The sequence below is a fragment of the Monashia sp. HAY1-5C genome (assembly GCF_056755255.1).
Map to the genome: position 1 here is coordinate 1 of NZ_JBPGXG010000042.1, position 23,015 is coordinate 23,015.

Below are 23,015 nucleotides of genomic sequence, written 5' to 3' on the forward strand. Positions count from 1 at the left end.
TTCCGGACGCGGCGCATGACGTACCCCGCGGCGGCCAACCTGGCCGTCAACCAGACTCTCGTGCGCTCGATCAACACGACGGTCGTGGCCCTGCTGCCGATCGCCGCGATCCTCTTCGTCGGCTTCACCCTGCTCGGTCCGGGGACCCTGCTCGACCTCGCCCTCGCCCTGTTCATCGGCATCGGCGTCGGGGCGTACTCGTCGATCTTCATCGCGACGCCGCTGCTCGTCGACCTGCGGCGCGGCGAGAAGGCGGTCCGGGACCTCGACCGCTACGTGGCCAAGCACGCTCCGCGGGCGGACGCCCCGGCGTCCGACGTGTTCGCCGACGGCGAGCCGGTCGCGGTGGGGGCCGACGCCCCGGTCGCCGCGGCCTCCGGCAGCTCGGCCACCGGCGGGGCCACTGGCGGCAGAGGCGACGCGGACACGCCGGCGTCGGCGCGTCCGGTGCACAAGTACGCACAGGCGGGCCCCCGCAACCAGCCCAAGCGGGCGCCCAAGTCGCGACGCTGACCAGCCAGAGCGAAGGACCACCACGAGTGAGCGAGATCAGCGACCTCGTCGCCAGCCGGCTGCGCGACATCCCCGACTTCCCCAAGCCCGGCGTCCTCTTCAAGGACTTCACCCCGCTCATCGCCGACGGCGTGGCCTTCGGTGCCCTGGTGCGCGACATCGCGCGCCGGTACGCCGGCGCGGTCGACGTCGTCGTCGGCATCGAGGCGCGCGGGTTCATCCTCGGGGCGGCCGTCGCCCACGAGCTCGGTCTCGGGATGGTCCCCGTGCGCAAGGCCGGCAAGCTGCCGGGTGACACGCTCAGGGAGTCCTACGCCCTCGAGTACGGCACCGCCGAGATCGAGGTGCACACCGACGCCTTCGAGCCGGGCCAGCGCGTCCTCGTGGTCGACGACGTCCTCGCCACGGGCGGGACGGCGGAGGCGACCGTCCAGCTCGTCGAGCGAGCCGGGGCGCAGGTCGTGGCCGTCGAAGTCGTCCTCGAGCTGGCCTTCCTGGGCGGCCGCGAACGTCTCACCGGACGGCCGGTCAACGCCATCCTCACCGTGTGACCCCGGGCCGACCGCCTAGACTCTCTCCATGAGCGAGGACGTCCGCAGCGAGCTGTCCACCCCCTCGCGGGTGCGCGCCCGCTTCGCCCGGTTCGGGGCCACCCGGCCGGGGGGCAACCCCGTCCTCGAGCCGCTCATGACGGTGGTGCGCCAGAACCACCCGAAGGCCGACCTGTCGGTCATCGAGCGGGCCTACGCCGTGGCCGAGCGGGCCCACGACGGGCAGATGCGCAAGAGCGGCGACGCGTACATCACCCACCCGCTCGCCGTGACGACGATCCTCGCCGAGCTCGGCATGACGCCGCCGACCCTTGCCGCGGCGCTGCTGCACGACACCGTCGAGGACACCTCGTACGGTCTCGACGAGCTGCGTCGCGACTTCGGTGACGAGATCGCGATGCTCGTCGACGGCGTCACCAAGCTCGACAAGGTGACCTACGGCGAGGCCGCGCAGGCCGAGACCGTGCGCAAGATGGTCATCGCGATGGCCCGCGACATCCGCGTGCTCGTCATCAAGCTGGCCGACCGCCTCCACAACGCTCGCACGTGGCGCTACGTGAGCCCGGAGTCGGCCAAGCGCAAGGCGAACGAGACCCTCGAGATCTACGCCCCGCTCGCGCACCGCCTCGGCATGAACACCATCAAGTGGGAGCTCGAGGACCTCTCCTTCGCGACGCTCTACCCGAAGGTCTACGACGAGATCGTCCGTCTCGTCGCCGAGCGGGCCCCGGCCCGTGAGGAGTACCTCGCCGGCGTCCGGTCCCAGGTCACGGAGGACCTCACGGCGGCCAAGATCAAGGCCACGGTCACCGGCCGGCCCAAGCACTACTACTCCGTGTACCAGAAGATGATCGTGCGCGGCCGGGACTTCGAGGAGATCTACGACCTCGTCGCGGTCCGCGTCCTCGTCGACACGGTGCGCGACTGCTACGCGGCGCTCGGTGCGCTGCACTCGCGGTGGAACCCGGTCCCGGGCCGGTTCAAGGACTACATCGCGATGCCGAAGTTCAACATGTACCAGTCGCTGCACACGACGGTCATCGGCCCGCAGGGCAAGCCGGTCGAGATCCAGATCCGCACGCACACGATGCACCGCCGCGCCGAGTACGGCGTCGCGGCCCACTGGAAGTACAAGGACCAGGCCGTCAAGGGCGGGGGAGCGCGCCCCGGCGAGATCACCCCGCAGAACGACATGGCCTGGCTGCGCCAGCTGCTCGACTGGCAGCGCGAGACCGAGGACCCCGGCGAGTTCCTCGACTCGCTGCGTTTCGAGATGGGCAGCAGCGAGGTCTACGTCTTCACGCCCAAGGGCGCGGTCGTCGCCCTCCCGATGGGCGGCACCCCCGTCGACTTCGCCTACGCGGTCCACACCGAGGTCGGCCACCACTGCATCGGCGCCCGGGTCAACGGCCGCCTCGTACCGCTGGAGTCGACGCTCGAGAACGGCGACGTCGTCGAGGTGCTGACGAGCAAGGCCGACGGCGCGGGTCCCTCGCGCGACTGGCTCCAGTTCGTCAAGAGCCCGCGGGCCCGCAACAAGATCAAGGCCTGGTTCAGCAAGGAACGGCGCGAGGAGGCCATCGAGGCCGGCAAGGACGCCATCGCCAAGGCCCTGCGCAAGCAGAACCTGCCGCTGCAGCGGCTCATGAGCCACGAGTCGATGACGGCCGTCGCCACCGACCTGCGCTACCAGGACATCGAGGCGCTCTACGCGGCCGTCGGCGAGGGCCACGTGTCGGCGCAGCACGTCGTCGGAAAGGTCGTCGCCTCGATGGGTGGCGTCGACGGTGCGACGGAGGACCTCGCCGAGGCCACCGTCCCCACCCGTCAGGCCAAGCGGCGCCGCGGGGGAGACCCGGGCGTCGTCGTCGTGGGCACGGCCGACGTCTGGGTCAAGCTCGCCAAGTGCTGCACGCCCGTGCCCGGCGACCCGATCATCGGTTTCGTGACCCGCGGCAACGGCGTCTCCGTACACCGGGCCGACTGCACCAACGCCACGCAGCTGACCGCCAACCCCGAGCGGCTCATCGACGTCGAGTGGGCCCCGAGCTCGGCCAGCGTGTTCCTCGTGCAGCTCCAGGTCGAGGCCCTCGACCGCAACCGGCTGCTGTCCGACGTGACGCGGGTGCTGTCCGACCAGCACGTCAACATCCTGTCGGCGTCGGTGCAGACCTCCCGCGACCGTGTCGCCATCTCGCGGTTCACCTTCGAGATGGGCGACCCGGCCCACCTCGACCACGTCATCAAGGCGGTCCGCAAGATCGACGGCGTCTTCGACGTCTACCGGGTCAACGGCGGCAAGTCCACCGACGCCGCCCTGCGCCGCTGACCGACCCCGCGCCAACGCACGACCGTCGGCGAGCCACGGGTCGTGGCCCACCGACGGTCGGTCGCGGCTGGGTCAGCCGCCGAACTCGGCGACGCCGGCGCGGGCCTGGTCGAGCCAGGTCTGACGTGCCTCGAGCGCCTCACGGGCCTTGCGGATCGTGGACTCGTTGCCGGTCCGCTCGGCCTTCTCGAGCTCCTCGCGCAGGTCGGCGACGGCACGCTCGAGCTGGTCGACCATGCCCCGGGCGCGCGCGGCGACCTCCGGGTTGGTCGACCGCCACTTCCGGTCCTCGGCGTCGCGGACGGCCTGCTCGATGCGGCGCATCGCCTTCTCGACCCGGTCCATGTCGGCGCGCGGGACCTTGCCGGCAACGTCCCACTTGTCCTGGACGATGCGCAGCTGCGCCTTGGCCTTCTCGAGGTCGGTCACCGGCAGGATCGCCTCCGCCTCGACGAGGAGCGCCTCCTTGACCTCGAGGTTGCCGCGGTACTGCTCCTCCTCGGCGGCGACGACCTCGTCCTTGGCCGCGAAGAACGCGTCCTGCGCGGCCTTGAACCGGGTCCACAGCTTGTCGTCGTCGGTGCGGCTCGCGCGTCCGGCCCGCCGCCAATCGTCCATGAGACGCTTGAACGCGCCGGCGGTGGCGGCCCAGTCATGGCTGGTTGCGAGGCTCTCGGCCTCGGCGACGAGGCGCTCCTTGCGGGTCTTGGCGTCCGCGTGCTGGGCGTCGAGCTGGGCGAAGTGGGCACGGCGGGCCTTGTCGAAGCCGTTGCGCGCGGCGCTGAAGCGCTGCCACAGCGCGGACTCGGTCTCGCGGTCGAGGCGGGTGGCCGCCCGCTGGTGGGCCTTCCACTCGTCGAGCAGCTCGCGCATCCGGGCACCGCTGCTCTTCCACTGGATGCGGTTCTCCGGCTGGGCCGCGATCTGCTCCGCCTCGGCCACGATCTTCTCGCGCTCGGCGGTGGCCAGGGCTCGAGCCTCGGCGCGGTGCTGCTGCTCGACGGTGCGCTTGCTCGCGATGCCGGACTGGATCTCGTCCAGCTTGGCGGCCAACGCGTCGAGGTCGCCGACGACGGTCGCGTCCTTGACCTGCGCCGTTAGCGTCTTGAGCCCCTCGGCGACGTCCTTGGACGGCACCTCCGGCTGTCCCAGCCGCTGCTCGAGCAGCACGGCGGAGGCGAACAGCTCGTCGTACTTGCGCGCGAAGTAGGTCAGCGCCTCCTCCGGCGTGGCACCCGGGTAGGAGCCCACCTCCTGCTCGCCGTCCCTGGTGCGCACGAAGACGGTGCCGTCCTCGGCGACGCGACCGAACGCGGCCGACGCGGAGTGGTCGCTCGTCACCGGTGCCGGGGCGGCGGGCGCCGGGGCGTGGCCGGCGACCTTGGCCACGGCCGCGGGCGTCGGGATCCCCGACGGCCTGGGCACCGCGCTCGGCTTCGGGGGCGCGGGCACCGGCGCTGCCGGCGCCGCCGGCGCTGCCGCCGCGACCCCGGTGACCCCGGCAGCAGGCGCCTCGGCGTCGGCCGGCGTCTCGGCCGGCGGCTGCGGAGCAGTGCCGGCCGGCTCTGCCGACTCCGGGACCGCGACGTCCGCGGGAGCCGCCCCTGCGGGCTCGGCGACGGCCGGCTCAGCCGCCTCGGGCTCGGCCACCTCAGGCTCCGCCGCGACGCTCGGCTGCGAGGTCTCTATGGGTCCAGCGGCCACGCTCGGCGCCACGGTCTCGGCGGTCTCGGTCTCGGCGGTCTCGGTCTCGGCGGTCTCGGTCTCGGCGGTCTCGGTCTCGGCGGTCTCGGGCTCGGCGCTCTCCGCGGTCCCCGTGCTGTCGGCGGTCTCGACGGGGTCGGCCGCGTGGGCCGCCTCGGTGGCGCGGACGGACTCGAGCGTGTCGGCCATGTCGGCTGCGGGGTTCACGGGTGCCTGCTCCTCGGTGGGGACGTCGGGCTGGGCGTCGGGCTGGGCGTCGGTCGCGTTCTCGGTGGTGGCCTCCGCCGTTCCCGCCCCCGGCGCGTCCGTCGTCGTGCCAGCGGCCTCGGAGCCCTCCGCGGCCGGCACCACCTCCGGGGTCTCGTCGGGCTGGGGGTGCTGCACGTCGCTCATGCCTTCTTCTCCGTCACGCTGACACTGAGGATGCTGATCGGGGACACCGGGGTGCCGTCGGCCGGGCTCGGCGGCAGGGCCTTGTTCGCCGCGATCCTCGCGACGACGTCGAGGCCCTTGATGACCTTCCCGAAGATCGTGTAGCCGCCGCCGTCGGTCGGCAACTTCGTTTCCTTGTACGTGATGAAGAACTGGCCGCCGTTGCTGTTCGGGTCCTGCGTGCGCGCCATGGCCAGGCTGCCGGCCGGGTACGTGCCGTCCTTCGGCGCGTTCTCGATGCCGAAGGTGTAGCCGGGGCCGCCCGAGCCGGTGCCCGTGGGGTCGCCGCACTGGAGTACGTAGATGCCCTCGGTCGTGACGCGGTGGCAGGGGCTCGGCGCCCAGTACCCCGCCTTGGCCAGGTTGAGGAACGATGCCACCGTCTGCGGGGCCTTGGCGCCGTCGAGCTCGACGACGACGGGCCCGCAGGTGGTCCTGATGGTGGCCACGAAGGTCTTGCCGGCGGCTGTCTTCTTGTCGGGGACCTGCGTCAGCTTCTTCGGCGTCTTCTGCAGCGCCGGGGGCCTGGTGCAGCCCGCGGCGAGCTTCTGGCCGGCCTGGAGGCCGTTGGCGCCGGCCGTCGCGCCGGGCTCGGAGGTCGTCGACGCGGCGGGCGTGGTCGTGGCTGCGGCGGCCGGCGTGCCGGTGTCGGAGCTGCCGATGATCTTGGGCACTGCGATGACGGCCGCGACGACGAGGATGACCGCGAGGATCACGCCGAACACCTGCTTGTCCCGCGTCGAGTCGCTGACCGGCGGCTTGGCCTTCTTCAGCTGCTCCTCGTGGCGGCGGCGCGCACGTGCGCGTTCCTGCTCTTTGGTCACGAACCTCTCCTCGAACGGGCCGCTGGGGGTGGTCCCCGGGCGTTCGGTCATTTTAAGGAAGGAGCCCGGGTCGGGCGCAGCAGGACCGGTCACGAGTCCATGACAACTGGCTCGGTTCCGGAGATGTTGCGGTGAGCGGGCGCCAGGGCACGTCTCGCTAGGCTCGCGATGTGCTCACCATCGCCTTCCCGGCCCAGGCCTTCGACACGAACTGCTACGTCATCGCGCCGGCGGCGGGGGAGGAGTGCATCGTCGTCGATCCGGGCGTCGGCGTCGTCGAGAGGCTCCGGGACGTGCTGGCCGAGCACCGGCTCCGGCCTGCCGCGGTGCTGCTCACCCACGGGCACGTCGACCACGTCTACTCGGTCACGCCCGTGTGCGGCTCGGACACCGCCGCCTACATCCACGCCGATGACCGGTACCGGCTGACCGACCTCCTCGCGCGCAGCAACCCGGGACTCGTCGCGATGCTCGAGCAACAGTTCGGCACGGCGGCGCAGTGGACCGAACCCAGCACCGTGGTGGAGATCGGCGATGGCACGCGCCTGACGCTCGCCGGGCTCGACGTCGACGTCGTCCACGCCCCGGGCCACACCGAGGGCTCGGTCATGTTCGGCATCGACCGCGTGCCCGACGGCATCCGGGGCCAGGTCGACGTCGACCGCACCATGGTGACCGGCGACGTCCTCTTCGCCGGCTCGATCGGGCGCACCGACCTGCCCGGCGGCGACGCGGAGGCGATGCGGCGCAGCCTGCGCGAGAAGGTCCTGCCCCTGCCCGACACGACGCTCGTCCTGCCGGGGCACTACCGGGCCACGACGATGGCCCACGAGCGGGCCACGAACCCGTACCTGACAGACTTGGGCGCGTGAGCAGCACCCCGAGCACCAAGGTCACGCCGATCAGCGGGTTCCCCGAGTACCTGCCTGCCGAGCGCATCGTCGAGCAACGCTTCCTCGACGTCATCCGCGAGACCTTCGAGCTGCACGGCTTCTCCTCCGTCGAGACCCGCTCCATCGAGCCGGTCGACCGCCTGCTCGGCAAGGGCGGCGACGCCGACAAGGAGATCTACGCGGTCTCCCGGCTCGCCGGTGACGACGCGGACGCCCGCTGGGGCCTGCACTTCGATATGACGGTGCCCTTCGCCCGGTACGTCCTGGAGAACGCCGGCAAGCTGTCGTTCCCGTTCCGGCGCTACCAGATCCAGAAGGCCTGGCGCGGTGAGCGTCCCCAGGAGGGGCGCTACCGCGAGTTCACGCAGGCCGACATCGACGTCGTCGACACCGGTGAGCTGAGCCCGCACTTCGAGGCCGAGATGCCGCTCGTCATCGCCGACGTCTTCAGCCGGTTCCCGGTCGGCGAGTTCGTCATCCAGGTCAACAACCGCAAGATCCCCAACGGCTTCTACCAGGGCATCGGCATCACCGACGTCGTCGGCACCCTGCGCATCGTCGACAAGCTCGACAAGGTGGGCCCCGAGAAGGTCAAGGCGATGCTCGTCGAGGCCGGCGCCACCGACGAGCAGGCCGACCGCTGCCTGGCCCTGGCCGACATCCGCAGCGAGGACCTCTCGTTCGTCGAGCAGGTCCGGGCGCTCGGCGTCGAGCACCCGCTGCTCGAGGAGGGCCTCGAGTCGCTCGCCGAGGTCATCCGCACCGGCATGGCGCACGCCCCGGGCCGCATCGTGGCCGACCTGCGGATCGCGCGGGGCCTCGACTACTACACGGGCACCGTCTACGAGACGCAGTTCGTCGGGCACGAGTCGTGGGGGTCCTTCTGCTCGGGGGGCCGGTACGACGCGCTCGCCACGGACGGCCGGAACACCTACCCCGGTGTCGGCATCTCGATCGGGGTCACGCGCATCCTCGGCCTGCTCGTCGGCCGCGGCCTCGTCACGGCGTCGCGGTCCACCCCCGCCGCGGTCCTCGTCGCCCTCAAGGACGACGACTCGCGCGAGGGTGCGGTGGCGGTGGCGACGGCCCTGCGCCGACGCGGCATCGCCTGTGAGGTGGCACCGTCGGCGGCCCGCTTCGGCAAGCAGATCCGCTACGCCGAGCGTCGGGGCATCCCGTTCGTCTGGTTCCCCGAGGCGGGGGAGTCCGGCGACGAGGTCAAGGACATCCGCTCCGGGGAACAGCTGCCGGCGGACGCCGAGGCGTGGACCCCGCCCGCCGAGGACCTGCGCCCGGCCGTCACGCGCGTCGAGGGCTGAACGGCCCGCTCACGCAGGCGGTGGGCGCAGGCCCTGGTCGTGCAGCTCGAGCCGCGCCAGCTCGCGGATGACGACGGTGTCCTGGCGCCGCCACGCGCCGACCGGGTCGTCGCAGACTCGGGCCAGGGCCCGCATCGGCTGGTTGGCCAGGGCCCGCAGCGCGAAGAGGTCGAGGTCCGAGCCGGAGTCGACGAACCGCTGGGCTGCCGCGGCCCGGCGGGCGAAGCCGATGCGCACGTAGAGCCACAGCCCGACGACCATGACGATCGGCACGAGGGCCACGACGAGCCCGAGCACGAGGGCCACGCGCTCGACGGCCGTGGCCATCGACGCGCCGGCGTCGCTCAGCGTCGTGCCCGACCTCGCGGCCTGCCCGAGCCACTGCTCGAGCTGGTCACCGACGAGAGGGATCCGTCCGGCCTGGTCACCGGCGCCGGCGAGGGAGCGGTGCACCGAGTCGCCGGCCGCGGTGATCGAGTCGGCCGGCCCGCGCAGCCCCAGGACGACGTCGTGGGTCCGGCGTCCGAGCCACACCCAGAGGCCGACCCACAGCAGCACCAGCACGTCGGACAGCAGCTGACGCGTCCGCCGGGCGGGGGTGTCGGCGTAGAGCTTCATGAGTCGGGCCTCATCGGTGCGCCTCCCTGGTCGGTAGCCAACCTACGCGCCGGAGCCCGGCCCGGCAGTGTGCCGGGGCGGCCGCGGACGCGTCCACCACGTGGATACGCTGGCCTCGCGGCCGCTGGACGGGGCCGTTCGACCGCGGCAACGGCGCCGCGGGAGGTCGTGAGTCCGGAAGGAAGTGCAACAGGCATGAAGGTCGGTATCCCTCGCGAGGTCAAGAACCACGAGTACCGCGTGGCCATCACACCGTCGGGCGTCCACGAGCTCACCGAGCACGGTCACGAGGTCTTCGTCGAGAAGGACGCTGGCGTCGGCTCGCAGATCGGCGACGACGACTACGTCGCCGCCGGCGCCCGCATCATCGGCTCGGCCGACGACGTGTGGGGCGAGGCGGACCTCGTCCTCAAGGTCAAGGAGCCCGTGGCCGAGGAGTACCACCGCCTGCGCGAGGGGCTGACGCTGTTCACCTACCTGCACCTCGCGGCCGACAAGCGGCTCACCGAGGAGCTCGTGGCCCGCAGGGTCACCGGCATCGCCTACGAGACGGTGCAGCTGCCCTCGGGCGCGCTGCCGCTGCTCTACCCGATGTCCGAGGTGGCCGGCTGCCTCGCCCCGCAGGTCGGGGCCCACGCGCTGATGCGTGCCCAGGGCGGTCGTGGCGTGCTCATGGGCGGTGTCGGCGGGGTCGCCAACGCCAAGGTCGTCATCCTCGGCGCCGGCGTCTCCGGGCAGAACGCCGCGAACATCGCCCTCGGGATGGGCGCCGACGTCACGCTGCTCGACACCGACCTCGACAAGCTGCGGATGTCCTTCTGGCGCTACGACAACCAGGTGCACGGCCTCGCCTCGTCGCGGTTGACGGTCCAGGAGCAGGTGCTGCAGGCCGACATGGTCATCGGTGCGGTGCTCATCCCCGGTGCGGCCGCCCCGAAGCTGGTCTCCAACGACCTCGTGGCCCGGATGAAGCCGGGGTCGGTCCTCGTCGACATCGCCATCGACCAGGGCGGCTGCTTCGAGGACAGCCACGCCACGACGCACGCCGACCCGACCTACCAGGTGCACAACTCGGTGTTCTACTGCGTGGCGAACATGCCGGGGGCGGTGCCGAACACGTCGACGTACGCGCTGACCAACTCGACCCTGCCGTACGCGGTGAAGCTGGCCAACCAGGGCTGGCAGGACGCCCTCCGCTCGGACCACGCGCTGGCGCTCGGTCTCAACACCCACGACGGTCACGTCACGTATGCCGGCGTCGCCGAGGCCCACGGCATGACCGCCGTCTCGCTCGACGAGGCGCTGTCCTGACCCAGCCGCCCGCAGCCCCGCCGGCCGCGGGCGTCACGCGCATCGAGCGCGACGTCCGCGGCTGGCTCGACCACGTCCGCGTCGAGAAGGGCGCGTCCGACAACACGCTCGCCTCCTACCGCCGCGACCTGCGCGCCTACACCGCCCATCTCGCGGCCCGCGGGGTCACCGACGCCGCCCGGGTCACCGAGGCCGACGTCACCGACTTCCTCGCCGGCCTGCACGAGCGGGGGCTCGCGCCGTCCTCGGCCGCGCGGACCCTCGTCGCCGTCCGTGGGTTCCACCGCTTCCTGGCCCTCGAGGGGCAGGCGCCGACCGACCCGGCCGCCAACGTGGCACCGCCGAAGCCGCCGGCCCGGCTGCCCAAGGCCATCTCCGTCGAGGCCGTCGAGCGGCTGCTCGCCGCAGCGTCGGTCGGCGACACGCCCGAGTCCCTGCGGGACCGGGCCCTGCTCGAGCTGCTCTACGGCGCGGGTGCCCGCATCAGCGAGGTCGTCGGGCTGGACGTCGACGACCTCGACCTTCCCGGCCCGCCGGGCCCGGACGTCGCGGGGGAGGCCCCCACGTCCGGTTCTGGCGTCGGCGTCTCGGCGGTGCGCCTGCACGGCAAGGGCGGCAAGGAGCGTCTCGTGCCGGTCGGGCGGTACGCCGTCGACGCGGTCACGGCCTACCTCGTCCGCGGCCGGCCGGCCCTCGCGGTCAAGGGCCGGGGAGGCCCCGCGCTCTTCGTCAACCAGCGCGGCAACCGGCTCTCGCGCCAGTCGGCCTGGGCGGTGATCCGCCGCGCGGCCGAGCGGGCCGACCTCAGCGAGCACGTGTCGCCGCACACGCTGCGCCACTCGTTCGCCACCCACCTGCTCGACGGCGGCGCCGACGTGCGCGTCGTGCAGGAGCTGCTCGGGCATGCGTCGGTCACGACGACGCAGATCTACACGATGGTCTCGACACACCGGCTCCGGGAGGTGTATGCGACGGCCCATCCGCGTGCACGCTGATAGGGTCGCTCGTGATCGGCGAGAGCCCGACCACTGACCTGAGACGAGGTCGACCGAGTGGAACACCAGGTGAACGAGGAGTCACACGAGACCATGCAGTCCGTGCCGTCCGAGCACCTCGACACGCGACCCGGCGACGCCGGCCGGCACCCCGGCCCCGCGCCCGAGCGCATCGTGTCCGCCGCCGCGCTCCAGGCCGACGCCCGCGCCGGACTCGGCCCCACCGGTCGTCCGCTGCCCGACTTCCCGACGCCTGCGCCGCTGTCGAGCCACGGCCCGGCGCGGATCATCGCCATGTGCAACCAGAAGGGCGGCGTCGGCAAGACGACGACGACCATCAACCTCGGCGCGGCCCTGGCCGAGCTCGGCCGCAGGGTCCTCGTCATCGACTTCGACCCGCAGGGCGCCCTCTCGGTCGGTCTCGGCGTCAACGCCCTCGAGCTCGACACGACGATCTACAACCTGCTCGTCGAGCGCGGTCACGAGATCCACGAGGTCATCCGGACGACGCGGACGCCGGGCCTCGACGTCGTGCCGGCCAACATCGACCTGTCTGCCGCCGAGGTCCAGCTCGTCGGCGAGGTGGCTCGGGAGCAGATCCTCGCCCGCGTCCTGCGCCCGGTCGTCGACGAGTACGACGTCATCCTCATCGACTGCCAGCCCTCGCTCGGCCTGCTGACCGTCAACGCCCTGACGGCTGCGCACGGCGTCGTCATCCCTCTCGAGTGCGAGTTCTTCGCGATGCGGGGCGTGGCGCTGCTCATCGACACGATCGAGAAGATCACCGACCGGCTCAACCCGCGCCTGCAGGTCGACGGCATCCTCGCCACGATGTACGACGCCCGCACCCTGCACAGCCGCGAGGTCGTCCGGTCGGTCGTCGACCACTTCGGCGACCAGGTCTTCCACACCGTCATCAGCCGGACGGTGAAGTTCCCGGACGCCACGCTCGCCGCTGAACCCATCACGACGTACTCCTCCGAGCACTCCGGGGCGAACGCCTACCGGCAGCTCGCGCGCGAGCTCATCTCGCGCGGCGGTGCTGCCTGATCCCCGCTGACGCCATGACCGAGCAGGACATCGTCGACCGCGGGGCGGTCGACGCACCGAGCGCCGTGCCGACGGCAGCGGCCCCGGCGCTGGACGTCGACCTCGAGCCGTCGGGGGTCGCCTCGGAGGCCACCTCTGAGGCCACGCCGAGGATCACGCCGGGCGGCGTGCTGACCCGGCGATCCGCGACCGCGCCGTTCCAGGTGCACCTCGACGTCTTCTCCGGGCCCTTCGAGCTGCTCCTCGGCCTCATCAGTAAGCACAAGCTCGACATCACCGAGGTGGCACTGGCCCAGGTCACCGACGAGTTCATCGCCCACATCCGGGCGGCCCAGGCCGTCGACGACGACTGGGACCTCGGCCAGGCCAGCGAGTTCCTCCTCGTCGCGGCGACCCTCCTCGACCTCAAGGCGGCCCGGCTCCTGCCGCAGTCGGGCCCGGAGGACGACGAGGACCTCGCCCTCATCGAGGCCCGCGACCTGCTCTTCGCCCGGCTCCTGCAGTACCGCGCCTACAAGGAGATCGCCGCGACGTTCCGCGAGCGGATGGCCACGGCCGGGCGCATCACCCCCCGTCAGGCCGGCCTCGAGCCGCACTTCGCGAGCCTGCTGCCCGAGCTGGTCATCGCCCTGACGCCCGAGCAGTTCGCCATGGTCGCCGCGCGGGCCATGACGCCCAAGGTGCCTCCGACCGTGGGCCTGGACCACCTGCACGCGCCCCAGGTCAGCGTCCGCGAGCAGGCGGCGATCATCGTGTCGCGCCTGCGGTCCCGTGGCCAGGTGTCCTTCCGCAGCCTCGTCGCCGACGCCGACAGCACGCTCGTCATCGTCGCCCGCTTCCTCGCCCTCCTCGAGCTGTTCAAGGAGGCGGCCATCGCCTTCGAGCAGGCCGAGGCCCTCGGTGAGCTCGACATCCGGTGGACCGGCGCCGACGAGGGCGACGTGCAGATCACCGACGAGTTCGACGAGTCCGACCAGTCCGACGAGTCCGACGCCGTGGACGCGACCGACGCCGTCGCCGAGGCCGACGCCGTCGCCGAGGCCGACGCCGTCGCCGAGGCCGACGTCCCGCCGGCAGCGGACGCCCCGAGCACCACATCCCAGATCGACGCAGGAGCAGACGATGAGTGACGAGGACGTCGTGGTCGTCCCGGCGGACGCCGACGACGAACCAGGCTTCGAGGAGGTCGACACGTCCCCCGAGCACTCGGACGAACCGGTGCCGGACCCGGTGGTCGAGGCCGACGAGCAGATCGCCTTCGACATCAACGACTTCCCGGGCGGCGCGCGCTCGGCGCTCGAGGCCGTCCTCATGGTCGTCGACGAGCCGGTCACCGAGCTGGCCCTCGCCTCGGCGCTCGAGCTGCCCGTCGAGGACGTCCGGGAGCACCTGGCTGCCCTGGAGGCCGAGTACGCCGAGCAGCAGCGCGGGTTCACGCTGCGCAGCGTCGCCGGCGGCTGGCGCATGTACAGCCGGCCCGACTATGCCCCTGTCGTCGAGAAGTTCGTCCTCGACGGGCAGCAGGCCAAGCTGACCCAGGCCTCCCTCGAGACCCTCGCCGTCATCGCCTACCGACAGCCGGTCTCCCGCGCCAGGGTCAGCGCCGTCCGCGGCGTCAACGTCGACGGTGTCGTGCGCACGCTCGTCTCGCGCGGCCTCATCGAGGAGGTCGAGGGCACGGGCGACAGCGGTGCGGTCCTCTACCGCACGACGCCCTACTTCCTCCAGCGGATGGGACTCGGGTCGCTCGACGACCTGCCGCCGCTCGCGCCGTACCTGCCGGACGCCGACGTCATCGACGAGCTCATCGAGGAAGGACACGCATGAGCGAGTACTCACGGTCCCCGCGCCAGCCGCGGAAGAAGGGCTCCGGCTCGGGACGCGCCGGCGGCGGGCCCCGTGGTGCCGGCGGGTCCGGTGCTCCGGGAGGCGCCGGGCGCGGTCGCGGCGGCCAGCCGGCCCGGGGTGGCAGCGGGAAGCCGGCCCGCGGGGGCAAGACCGCCGGCCGCGGTGGTTCAGGCGGCTCGAGCGGCTCGAGCGGGCGCGGCCAGCGCTCCGCCCCGCGGTTCGCGGGTTCGACGAAACCCAGCCAGCCGACGCGCCTGCCCGCGCGGCGCGAGCAGCCGCAGGTCGACGTCCACGACCCGGCGGGCACCCGGCTGCAGAAGCTCATGGCCGCCGCCGGCGTCGGTTCGCGCCGTGTCTGCGAGAACCTCATCGCCGAGGGCCGCGTCGAGGTCGACGGGCAGGTGGTGACCGAGCTGGGGGTGCGCGTCGACCCGCGAACCGCGGTCGTGCACGTCGACGGCGTCCGCGTCAACCTCGACGAGGACCGCGTCTACCTGGCGTTCAACAAGCCCAAGGGCGTCGTCACGACGATGAGCGACGAGCTCGGTCGCGTCTCGCTCGCCGACTACGTCGGCAACCGCGAGGAGCGGCTCTTCCACGTCGGACGCCTCGACGCCGACACCGAGGGGCTGCTCCTGCTGACCAACGACGGTGACCTGGCCCACCGGCTCCAGCACCCGGCCTACGGGGTCCTCAAGACCTACCTGGCCACGGTCCGCGGGCCGGTCGGCCGCGACGTCGGCAAGCGGCTGCGCGAGGGCGTCGACCTCGAGGACGGCCCCGTCAAGGTCGACTCCTTCCGCGTCGTCGACAGCCAGCCGGGCAAGGCGCTCGTCGAGGTCGTCCTGCACGAGGGTCGCAAGCACGTCGTGCGCCGGATGCTCGAGGCCGTGGGGCACCCGGTCCTCGAGCTCGTCCGCACCGAGGTGGGCCCGATCCGCCTCGCCGACCTCAAGTCCGGCCGGCTGCGCCGGCTCAACAAGGCCGAGGTGGGCGCGCTCTACCAGGCCGCCGGTCTGTGACCCGCGTCCACGTCGTCGGGACGGGCCTCATCGGCACGAGCCTCGGCATCGCCCTGACCAGCCGCGGCTACCGGGTCACGCTCGAGGACCCCTCGCCCACGGCGGTCCACCTGGCCCGGGACCTGCGTGCCGGTGAGCCGCTCGACGCCGCGGGGGAGCGGGCCGGCGGCGACCCCGACGTCGTCGTCGTCGCGGCGCCCCCGGACGTCGCGGCGGACACCGTCGCGGCGGCGCTGCGACGCTGGCCGCGCGCCGTCGTCACCGATGTCGCCTCGGTCAAGGAGACGGTGCTCGAGCGCGTCCTCGCCTCGGGGGCCGACGCCTCCCGCTACGTCGGCTCGCACCCGATGGCCGGGCGCGAACGGTCGGGCGCGGCGGCCGCGCGCGCGGACCTCTTCGACGGTCGGGCGTGGGTCGTCGTGCCGCACCCCGGGTCGAGCGAGGCCGCCGTGCGAGCCGTCCGGACGCTCGCCGTCGACGTCGGGGCCGCCGTGCGCGTCATGCCCGCCCGGGAGCACGACGCCGCCGTGGCCGCCGTCTCGCACGTGCCACAGCTCGCCGCGAGCATCGTCGCCGCCTGCCTGCGCGAGCTGCCCGAGCCCGCCGTCGGCCTCGCCGGCCAGGGCCTGCGCGACGTCACGCGCATCGCGGCGAGCGACCCGCGGCTCTGGACACAGATCCTGGCCGGCAACGCCGCCGCGGTGCGGGAGGTCCTGCAGCAGGTTCGCGGGCAGGTCGACGACGTCCTCACGGCCCTGGACAGCCTCGTCGACGACGACGGCGCCGGCTCGCTGGCGACGCTGAGCCGCGTCCTCGAGTCCGGCAACCTGGGGCACGCGCGCATCCCCGGCAAGCACGGGTCCGCACCGGCTGCCTACGAGGTCGTGTCCGTCGTCGTGCCGGACGAGCCGGGCGCCCTGGCGCGTCTGCTCACCGACATCGGCGCGGCCGGCATCAACCTCGAGGACCTCCACCTCGAGCACGGGCTCGGGCAGGCCGTCGGTGTGGCCGAGGTGTCGGTCGTCCCGGCCTCCGTCGAGCCGCTGCGGGCCGAGCTGACCCGGCTCGGCTGGCGCGTCCACGACTGAGCCCGCGCCCACGAGGGCCCCCGGGACAGGCACTATCCTCTGGCGCATGTCGCAGACCGCCGATCAGCACGAGCAGCCCGTCCCCGGATTCGTCATCGCCATCGACGGGCCCTCGGGCTCCGGCAAGTCGAGCGTCTCCAAGCAGGTCGCCCGCGCGCTCGGCTTCGCCTTCCTCGACACCGGCGCCATGTACCGCGCCCTGACGTGGTGGTGCCTGCACCGCGGCGTGGACCTTGCCGACGTCGAGGCGGTGGAGAAGGCCGCGGCCGACTTCCCCCTGACGATCGGCACCGACCCCGACGCGCCCACCGTCACCGTCGACGGCACGGACGTGTCCGCGGCCATCCGGGAGGGCCGCATCTCCACGAACGTCTCGGCCGTCGCCGCCGTGATCCCCGTCCGCGAGATCCTGTGCGACCTGCAGCGCCGGCTCATCTCCGACGCGGCGCGCGCCTCCGGCGGCGTCGTCGCCGAGGGTCGCGACATCACCACCGTCGTGGCTCCCGACGCCCCGGTACGGATCCTCCTCACGGCCTCAGAGGAGGCCCGCCTGGCCCGCCGGAGCAAGGAGCTGCACGGCCACGCCGGGGAGCACGCCGTCGCGGCGACGCGGTCGCAGGTCATCGACCGTGACCGGGCCGACTCGGCCGTGTCCGAGTTCACCGTCGCGGCAGACGGCGTCACGACCGTCGACACCTCGCACCTGGACTTCGAGGGCTCCGTGGCAGCCGTGCTCGCCGTCGTCGAGGCAGCACGGGCATGAGCACGGCCACGGCCCCGCACCCGAGCCGGGCCCGCGTCGGGCGCCCCATCGGGCGGTTCATCTTCACCACGCTCTACCGGGGCACCGCCCGGCACCGCGAACGGGTACCCCGCTCCGGCCCGGTCATCCTCGTGGCCAACCACGCGGCCTTCCTCGACGGCCCGCTCGTCTTCTCGATGGCGCCGCGCCCGGTCAGCTTCCTCGTCAAGCAGGAGGCGTTCGCGGGCTTCTTCGGCTGGACCATCCGCAACGTCGGGCAGATCCCCATCGACCGCACCGTCGGCGACCGGGCCGCCCTGGCCGCCGCGACCGCGGTGCTCGAGGAGGGGGGAGCGGTCGGCATCTTCCCCGAGGGCAACCGGACCGACGGCGAGGTCCAGCAGGTCAACCAGGGCGCGGCGTGGATCGCCCTGCGCACCGGCGCCACGATCGTGCCGGTGGCGGTCATGGGCACCCGTGTCCTGGGCGGCTCGAAGGACGCCTGGCCGGCCCCGCGCTCGCGCCTCCTCGTCGACTTCGGCGAGCCGTTCCACCTCGACGTGGACGCCTCCGCACCGGGCCGGGAGCGCCTCCGGCTGGCCAGCGAGCAGCTGCGCGACCGCCTCGCGTCACACGTGCGTCGTGCGCGGGTGGAGAATGGTGCCTCCAGAGACGTTCACTGATTCGAGGACACCGTGACTGACGAGACCGCCCGCCCCACCCACGAGGGCGCTCCGATCTCGACCACCACCGCCGACGAGGCCGGCGTCGAGCGCGCCCTGCGAGCCGGCCTCTCCGAGTTCGAGCTGAGCCCCGAGGACGAGGCGCTGCTGTCGGCCGAGGGTCCACTCGTCGGTGACGAGACCGGCCGCGGCCCGCTGCCGGTCGTCGCCGTCGTCGGACGGCCGAACGTCGGCAAGTCGAGCCTCGTCAACCGCATCCTGCGCCGACGCGAAGCCGTCGTCGAGGACGTCCCCGGCGTCACCCGTGACCGAGTCTCCTACGAGGCCGAGTGGGGCGGTCGGCGGTTCACCATCGTCGACACCGGCGGCTGGGAGGCAGACGCGTCCGGCATCCACCTGCGCGTGGCCGAGCAGGCCGAGATCGCCATCGACCTGGCCGACGTCGTCGTCTTCGTGGTGGATGCCACGGTCGGGGCCACCGACGACGACGAGAAGGTCGTGCGCCTGCTGCGGCGCTCCGGCAAGCCCGTCGTCCTCGTCGCCAACAAGGTCGACGACGAGCGTGGCGAGGCGGACGCAGCGGCCCTGTGGAACCTCGGGCTCGGGCAGCCCTGGCCGGTGTCCGCCGTGCACGGACGCGGCAGCGGTGACGCGCTCGACGCCGTCCTGGAGGTGCTGCCCGAGGTCTCGGCGCACGGCGCCTACGCGCAGGGTGGTCCCCGCCGCGTCGCCCTCGTCGGCCGGCCCAACGTCGGCAAGTCGAGCCTGCTCAACAAGCTCGCCGGCTCGGACCGCGTCGTCGTCGACAACGTGGCAGGCACGACCCGTGACCCGGTCGACGAGCTCATCGAGCTCGGCGGCACGACGTGGCGGTTCGTCGACACCGCGGGCATCCGCCGTCGCGTGCATCAGACCCGTGGTGCGGACTTCTACGCCTCGCTGCGCACCCAGACGGCGCTGGAGAAGGCCGAGGTGGCCGTCGTCCTCATCGACGCCGAGCAGCAGATCGCCGAGCAGGACATCCGCGTCGTCCAGCAGGTCATCGACGCGGGTCGTGCCCTCGTCATCGCCTACAACAAGTGGGACACCCTCGACGAGGAGCGCCGCTACTACCTCGAGCGCGAGATCGAGAAGGAGCTCGTCCAGGTGCCGTGGGCGCCACGGGTCAACATCTCCGCTCGCACGGGGCGCCACACCGACCGGCTCGTGCCGGCCCTCGAGACGGCGCTCGAGTCGTGGGACACCCGGATCCCGACGGCCCGCCTCAACGCGTTCCTCGGCGAGATCGTCGCGGCGCACCCGCACCCGGTCCGCGGCGGCAAGCAGCCGCGCATCCTTTTCGCCACGCAGGCATCGACGCGTCCGCCGCGCTTCGTCGTCTTCGCGTCGGGCTTCATCGAGGCCGGCTACCGCCGCTTCATCGAGCGTCGGCTGCGCGAGCAGTTCGGCTTCGAGGGAACGCCGATCGAGGTCTCGGTGCGGGTCCGGGAGAAGCGCCGGCGCTGAACCGGACCGCTCGGCGGGCCGATTGGGAGCAGTGGCACACGGTGCGCTATGGTTTCGTTCGCCCCAAGGGCATCGGGCTGTGGCGCAGCTTGGTAGCGCACTTGACTGGGGGTCAAGGGGTCGCAGGTTCAAATCCTGTCAGCCCGACCGATCGGGCCCTGATCTGCTTCGGCAGGTCAGGGCCCGTTTTCATGCCACCTCCCGTGCTCCAAGCCACAGGTGCCGTTTCGTCTTTGGCCAAGTCTGGGCCCACCACCTGGAGATGACCGAATGGCACCGGCGCGGCACACTCGAGGCGTGCCCGTTTCATCGGATCCGGTGACATCGAGGTGGCGTCGAACCGTCGCGACGTTGCTGCCCGCTGTGATGCCGCTCGCGATGCAGGCGGTGTTCGGTGAGACCACCCGGCGGTACGGACCCGAGCGTGGCTACCAGGCGGGCTTCGCCGCCTACTGGGCCGGCTGTTGGACGCTGGCGGGCAGCATCATCGGTCCTCGACGTCTGCTCGGGCTCTGGCGGGTGCCGGAGCAGGTGCTGCCGCCACCCAGCGGACTGAGCGCTGCCCTGATCGTGGCGCCTCCGTTGGGCGCCGTGGCCACGCAATGGCTTCCCAACGCCCGAGCCAGCGGTCCCGTGGCGGTGGCCGTGGCCGTGGCGGTGGGGACAACCAACGCCCTCGCCGAAGAGGCATTCTGGCGCGGGGTGCCCGTCACCATGTTCCCCGGCGACCCGGTGAGAGGATGGCTGTGGCCCGCCGTCGGGTTCACCGCCTGGCACCTGGTTCCGCTCAGCACGCGACCCGCAAGTCCGCGACGTCGGGCCTCGCTGCTAGCGGGTGCTGGCCTGATCGGGCTGGGCTACGGGTGGATCGCCTACCGGACGCGGTCCCTGGCTGCAGTTGCGCCGGCGCATGCGCTCACTGACTCCAGCGGCGTCCGGCCGGTTGCAGCGTGCTGGCTGACCGGCAGGTCGTGACGCGCCGCGCCCGCGATCCTGTCTCGACGTCAGCACGTCATGTCAGATCTCGATCACGAGCGCCTCCGCAGAGTCGCCGTCAACTCAGTGAGCTCGAGGCGCCCAGCAGCAACGGACACCGGCCTCGAGGCTGCGTTGCGGTTCCGTCCGGGCGCAGGCGTGTTCGACGTCCTCAGGCGTCGCACGAGGCGTGACGACAGCGTGGACGACCCGAGCGGGACGGCGTCGTAACACCGGTCGCGAGGTGACGGGATCGGTCCATGTGACGGCCCCACCGCCTGGCGCGGAGGCGCGCACGCGGAGGACCAGCTGTCCGTGCAGAGACCCCGTCGCGGCGTTGACCCGGACGGGTTCGTCCGGCCGCGGCGCACGAAGGACTTCTGGCCCCTGCCTCGACGCCGTAGGCCGTCGCAGACTGGTGGATGAGAGGGGAAGCCATGGTCAGCGAGTTCGGACCGGCGCCCAGGGGCGCGGCTTGGCGGGCGGTAGCGCGATGCGTCGCGACGAGTCTTGGCATGCTCGCCCGTCGCCGAGTGCATCTTCCGCGCGGGAACGTGGGTCGGGTGCTGCGCTTCGCCGATGGGAGCACGACGCGCGTCTACCGGGAGACGGCCGTGGACCGGAGCAGCCCCACCAGCCCGTGTGTGCTCGTGGTTGCCTTCCGGTTGCGCCTCGTTCGAGGGGTGGTGCACCGCCTCTTCGAGGCAGAGAGCCTTCTCAACACGCCGCTCTTCGTCGGTTTCCCGGGATATGTCTCCAAGCTCTGGTGCGCGCACGACTCTTCCGGCGTCTACCGGGGCCTCTACGAGTGGGACGGGCCGCAGCGCGCACAGGAGTATGCCGCCGCCCTGTGGCGGGTGCTCGAGCTGGTCAGCGTCCCGGGCTCGATCCAGTACCACGTGCTGCCCGGGCTGCGGCGCGACGACGTCCTCGCCGATCCCGGGTTGATGCAGGGCAGGGGAGCTGCTGAGGACTCCTGGTGGCTGCTCGTCCCCGCGGCATGACGACCCCGACCGACGTGCTGGTCGTGGGAGCTGGGCCGACCGGTCTGACCGCCGCACTCGAGGCGAGCGCACACGGTGCCAACGTGCGGGTGGTCGATCGTCGTGCGGAGCGCTTCCGTCGCTCCCGGGCGATGATGCTGCACGCTCGGGCCCTCGAGTGCCTTCGCCCGCTCGGCGTCACCGCGGCGCTCCTGGACCGGGCCGACATCGCCCCGCGAGCGCGCATCCACCTTGGCCGGCGGGTCGTGCAGGTGGCACTCGGCCAGGTCGACCTTCCGGACACCGCCTTCCCGCACCTGACGTTGGTGCGGCAGGCCGACGTCGAAGAGGTGCTGTGGTCCGCGCTCCACGAGCGCGGCGTCCGCGTCGAGTGGGGCACGGAGTTCCTCGGGCTGCGCTCACAACTGGCGGGGGACGGCGTCGTCTCCGCCGTCCTTCGTACCACTGACAGGAGCGTGGAGCAGCACCATTTCCGGTTCGTCGCGGGATGCGACGGCCAGGCCAGTGCCGTTCGCGGGCTCATCGGGGCAGCGTGGCGCGGCGCGCCGTACAGCGTGGAGGCCGTCCTTGCCGACGTCGAGGTCACGGGGAGCCTCGAGCCCGGGGTGCTCCACGTTGCCGTGGGGAGCTCCGGCCTGGCGTTCCTCTTCGCCCTCGGCGAGGGCGCTTCGTGGCGGATGCTGGTCACCCGCCCTGCGAACGCGGGCCGGAGTGCGTCTTTCGGACAGCCGGGGGCTGCCGTAGCGCCGGAGGAACTGTGCCGGCTCGTTGCCGACTCGGGCCTGGGGGCGAGCATCGACGACGTTCGGTGGTCCGCGCGGGTGCCCCTGCAGCACCGGGTCGCCAGTACCTTCCGTCGCGGCCCGCTCTTCCTGGCCGGTGACGCGGCGCACGCCCACTCGCCGGCCGGCGGGCAGGGGATGAACAACGGGATCCTCGACGCCGTCAACCTCGGCTGGAAGCTCGGGCTCGCCTCCACCAGTGGTGCACCGGAGCTGCTGCTGCACTCCTACGAGCAGGAGCGGCGTCGAGCCGCCTTGGAGGTCCTGGCCCTGACTCACCTGATCTTCTTCGGGGAGGCCTCCCCTCACCCTGTCGCCCGGTTCATCCGGAGCAGGCTGCTGCCGTATGCCGCCCCACTGCTTCCCGGACTGGCTCGCCAGCCGCGCGTCGCCGCTGCGGGGGTCAGACTGCTCGCCCAGCCCTTCGTGCACTATCGACACAGCCCCCTCTCCCACGACGGCACACCTCGCACCACCGGCTGGCCGCGGCCGGGGGACCGGCTGCCGGACCAGCTGGTGCTCGCTGCAAGCGGCCAGGCTCGCCTCCACGAGCTGACGGCAACGCCAGGCATTCACGTCCTGCTCGAACGCGATGCTCCTTGGGACGGCGCAGTTCTCGGGACGCTGCCAGCAGGTCCGCGGGCCCACCTCCACCGACTCGTGGACCACGACGGGGAGGGCGTCGTCGGGGTCCGTCCCGACGGCTACGTCGGCTTCCGCTGCGGTGTCGTGGACCGTCAGCTGCATGCCTGGCTGAGCCTCGTGGGCGCCCAGCCGAGCTAGTCATCTCGGCCGCCGACGCTCCCGGGTACAGAGGCCCGCAAGG

The 23,015-nt window shown here is 72.4% G+C and carries 20 protein-coding genes, 1 tRNA gene and 1 pseudogene; 19 read left to right on the forward strand and 3 right to left on the reverse strand.

All coding sequences use genetic code 11. From position 1 onward, the window contains the following. The 3 genes and pseudogenes from ACR9ZK_RS08685 to ACR9ZK_RS08695 all read left to right on the forward strand — a co-directional run. Nucleotides 1-513: pseudogene (locus ACR9ZK_RS08685) on the forward strand (protein translocase subunit SecF); the annotation flags it as partial. Nucleotides 514-539: 26 nt separating this feature from the next. After that, complete coding sequence (locus ACR9ZK_RS08690; RefSeq protein WP_481341498.1) at nt 540-1,064, forward strand: adenine phosphoribosyltransferase; 525 nt, start codon at nt 540-542, stop codon at nt 1,062-1,064. A 28-nt stretch (nt 1,065-1,092) separates the two neighbouring features. Then, nucleotides 1,093-3,393, forward strand: a complete 2,301-nt coding sequence (locus ACR9ZK_RS08695; RefSeq protein ID WP_481341499.1) for a RelA/SpoT family protein — start codon at nt 1,093-1,095, stop codon at nt 3,391-3,393. A 72-nt stretch (nt 3,394-3,465) separates the two neighbouring features. Here the strand turns inward: ACR9ZK_RS08695 and ACR9ZK_RS08700 are convergent, their stop codons facing one another. After that, entirely contained in the window at nt 3,466-5,490 is a 2,025-nt protein-coding gene (locus tag ACR9ZK_RS08700) for a DUF349 domain-containing protein (protein WP_481341500.1), read from the reverse strand. Continuing rightward, nucleotides 5,487-6,353, reverse strand: coding sequence for a peptidylprolyl isomerase (locus ACR9ZK_RS08705; protein WP_481341501.1), 867 nt, complete (start codon nt 6,351-6,353; stop codon nt 5,487-5,489). The genes ACR9ZK_RS08700 and ACR9ZK_RS08705 overlap by 4 nt, the downstream gene beginning before the upstream one ends. Before the next feature lie 170 nt (nt 6,354-6,523). On the opposite strand from ACR9ZK_RS08705, the gene ACR9ZK_RS08710 reads away from it, so the two are divergent. Continuing rightward, a complete protein-coding gene (locus ACR9ZK_RS08710) occupies nt 6,524-7,225 on the forward strand; it encodes an MBL fold metallo-hydrolase (RefSeq protein WP_481341502.1) in 702 nt (233 codons plus the stop codon). After that, complete coding sequence (gene hisS, locus ACR9ZK_RS08715; protein WP_481341503.1) at nt 7,222-8,565, forward strand: histidine--tRNA ligase; 1,344 nt, start codon at nt 7,222-7,224, stop codon at nt 8,563-8,565. Before ACR9ZK_RS08710 ends, hisS begins: the two co-directional genes overlap by 4 nt. Nucleotides 8,566-8,574: 9 nt before the next feature. Here the strand turns inward: hisS and ACR9ZK_RS08720 are convergent, their stop codons facing one another. Then, nucleotides 8,575-9,183 (reverse strand): hypothetical protein, encoded by a 609-nt coding sequence (locus tag ACR9ZK_RS08720; protein WP_481341504.1) that lies wholly within the window; start codon nt 9,181-9,183, stop codon nt 8,575-8,577. Nucleotides 9,184-9,378: 195 nt separating this feature from the next. On the opposite strand from ACR9ZK_RS08720, the gene ald reads away from it, so the two are divergent. The 14 genes from ald to ACR9ZK_RS08790 all read left to right on the forward strand — a co-directional run bounded on the left by ald (nt 9,379) and on the right by ACR9ZK_RS08790 (nt 22,972). Continuing rightward, on the forward strand, nt 9,379-10,494 hold the full coding sequence (gene ald / locus ACR9ZK_RS08725) for an alanine dehydrogenase (protein WP_481341505.1): 1,116 nt from the start codon (nt 9,379-9,381) through the stop codon (nt 10,492-10,494). Continuing rightward, on the forward strand, nt 10,491-11,489 hold the full coding sequence (gene xerD / locus ACR9ZK_RS08730; protein ID WP_481341523.1) for a site-specific tyrosine recombinase XerD: 999 nt from the start codon (nt 10,491-10,493) through the stop codon (nt 11,487-11,489). Before ald ends, xerD begins: the two co-directional genes overlap by 4 nt. 93 nt (nt 11,490-11,582) lie before the next feature. Continuing rightward, nucleotides 11,583-12,539 (forward strand): ParA family protein, encoded by a 957-nt coding sequence (locus tag ACR9ZK_RS08735; protein ID WP_481341506.1) that lies wholly within the window; start codon nt 11,583-11,585, stop codon nt 12,537-12,539. Nucleotides 12,540-12,553: 14 nt separating this feature from the next. After that, nucleotides 12,554-13,669, forward strand: coding sequence for a segregation and condensation protein A (locus ACR9ZK_RS08740; RefSeq protein WP_481341507.1), 1,116 nt, complete (start codon nt 12,554-12,556; stop codon nt 13,667-13,669). After that, nucleotides 13,662-14,366 carry an SMC-Scp complex subunit ScpB gene (gene scpB / locus ACR9ZK_RS08745; RefSeq protein WP_481341508.1) on the forward strand — a complete coding sequence of 235 codons (705 nt, stop codon included), beginning with the start codon at nt 13,662-13,664 and terminating at the stop codon, nt 14,364-14,366. Before ACR9ZK_RS08740 ends, scpB begins: the two co-directional genes overlap by 8 nt. After that, complete coding sequence (locus ACR9ZK_RS08750) at nt 14,363-15,409, forward strand: pseudouridine synthase (protein ID WP_481341509.1); 1,047 nt, start codon at nt 14,363-14,365, stop codon at nt 15,407-15,409. Before scpB ends, ACR9ZK_RS08750 begins: the two co-directional genes overlap by 4 nt. Further along, nucleotides 15,406-16,497 (forward strand): prephenate dehydrogenase, encoded by a 1,092-nt coding sequence (locus tag ACR9ZK_RS08755; protein ID WP_481341510.1) that lies wholly within the window; start codon nt 15,406-15,408, stop codon nt 16,495-16,497. The genes ACR9ZK_RS08750 and ACR9ZK_RS08755 overlap by 4 nt, the downstream gene beginning before the upstream one ends. A gap of 46 nt (nt 16,498-16,543) precedes the next feature. Next, nucleotides 16,544-17,260 (forward strand): (d)CMP kinase, encoded by a 717-nt coding sequence (cmk, locus tag ACR9ZK_RS08760; protein ID WP_481341511.1) that lies wholly within the window; start codon nt 16,544-16,546, stop codon nt 17,258-17,260. Next, nucleotides 17,257-17,922, forward strand: coding sequence for a lysophospholipid acyltransferase family protein (locus ACR9ZK_RS08765; RefSeq protein ID WP_481341512.1), 666 nt, complete (start codon nt 17,257-17,259; stop codon nt 17,920-17,922). Before cmk ends, ACR9ZK_RS08765 begins: the two co-directional genes overlap by 4 nt. A 12-nt stretch (nt 17,923-17,934) precedes the next feature. Continuing rightward, nucleotides 17,935-19,428 carry a ribosome biogenesis GTPase Der gene (gene der / locus ACR9ZK_RS08770; RefSeq protein WP_481341513.1) on the forward strand — a complete coding sequence of 498 codons (1,494 nt, stop codon included), beginning with the start codon at nt 17,935-17,937 and terminating at the stop codon, nt 19,426-19,428. A gap of 73 nt (nt 19,429-19,501) precedes the next feature. Beyond that, nucleotides 19,502-19,575 (forward strand) — tRNA-Pro (locus tag ACR9ZK_RS08775). A gap of 204 nt (nt 19,576-19,779) precedes the next feature. Beyond that, nucleotides 19,780-20,403: a CPBP family intramembrane glutamic endopeptidase gene (locus ACR9ZK_RS08780; RefSeq protein ID WP_481341514.1), complete on the forward strand. Its 624-nt coding sequence runs from the start codon at nt 19,780-19,782 to the stop codon at nt 20,401-20,403. 644 nt (nt 20,404-21,047) lie between these two features. Beyond that, nucleotides 21,048-21,407 (forward strand): hypothetical protein, encoded by a 360-nt coding sequence (locus ACR9ZK_RS08785; RefSeq protein WP_481341515.1) that lies wholly within the window; start codon nt 21,048-21,050, stop codon nt 21,405-21,407. Beyond that, complete coding sequence (locus ACR9ZK_RS08790; RefSeq protein WP_481341516.1) at nt 21,383-22,972, forward strand: FAD-dependent monooxygenase; 1,590 nt, start codon at nt 21,383-21,385, stop codon at nt 22,970-22,972. Before ACR9ZK_RS08785 ends, ACR9ZK_RS08790 begins: the two co-directional genes overlap by 25 nt. The last annotated feature ends 43 nt before the right edge of the window (nt 22,973-23,015 follow it).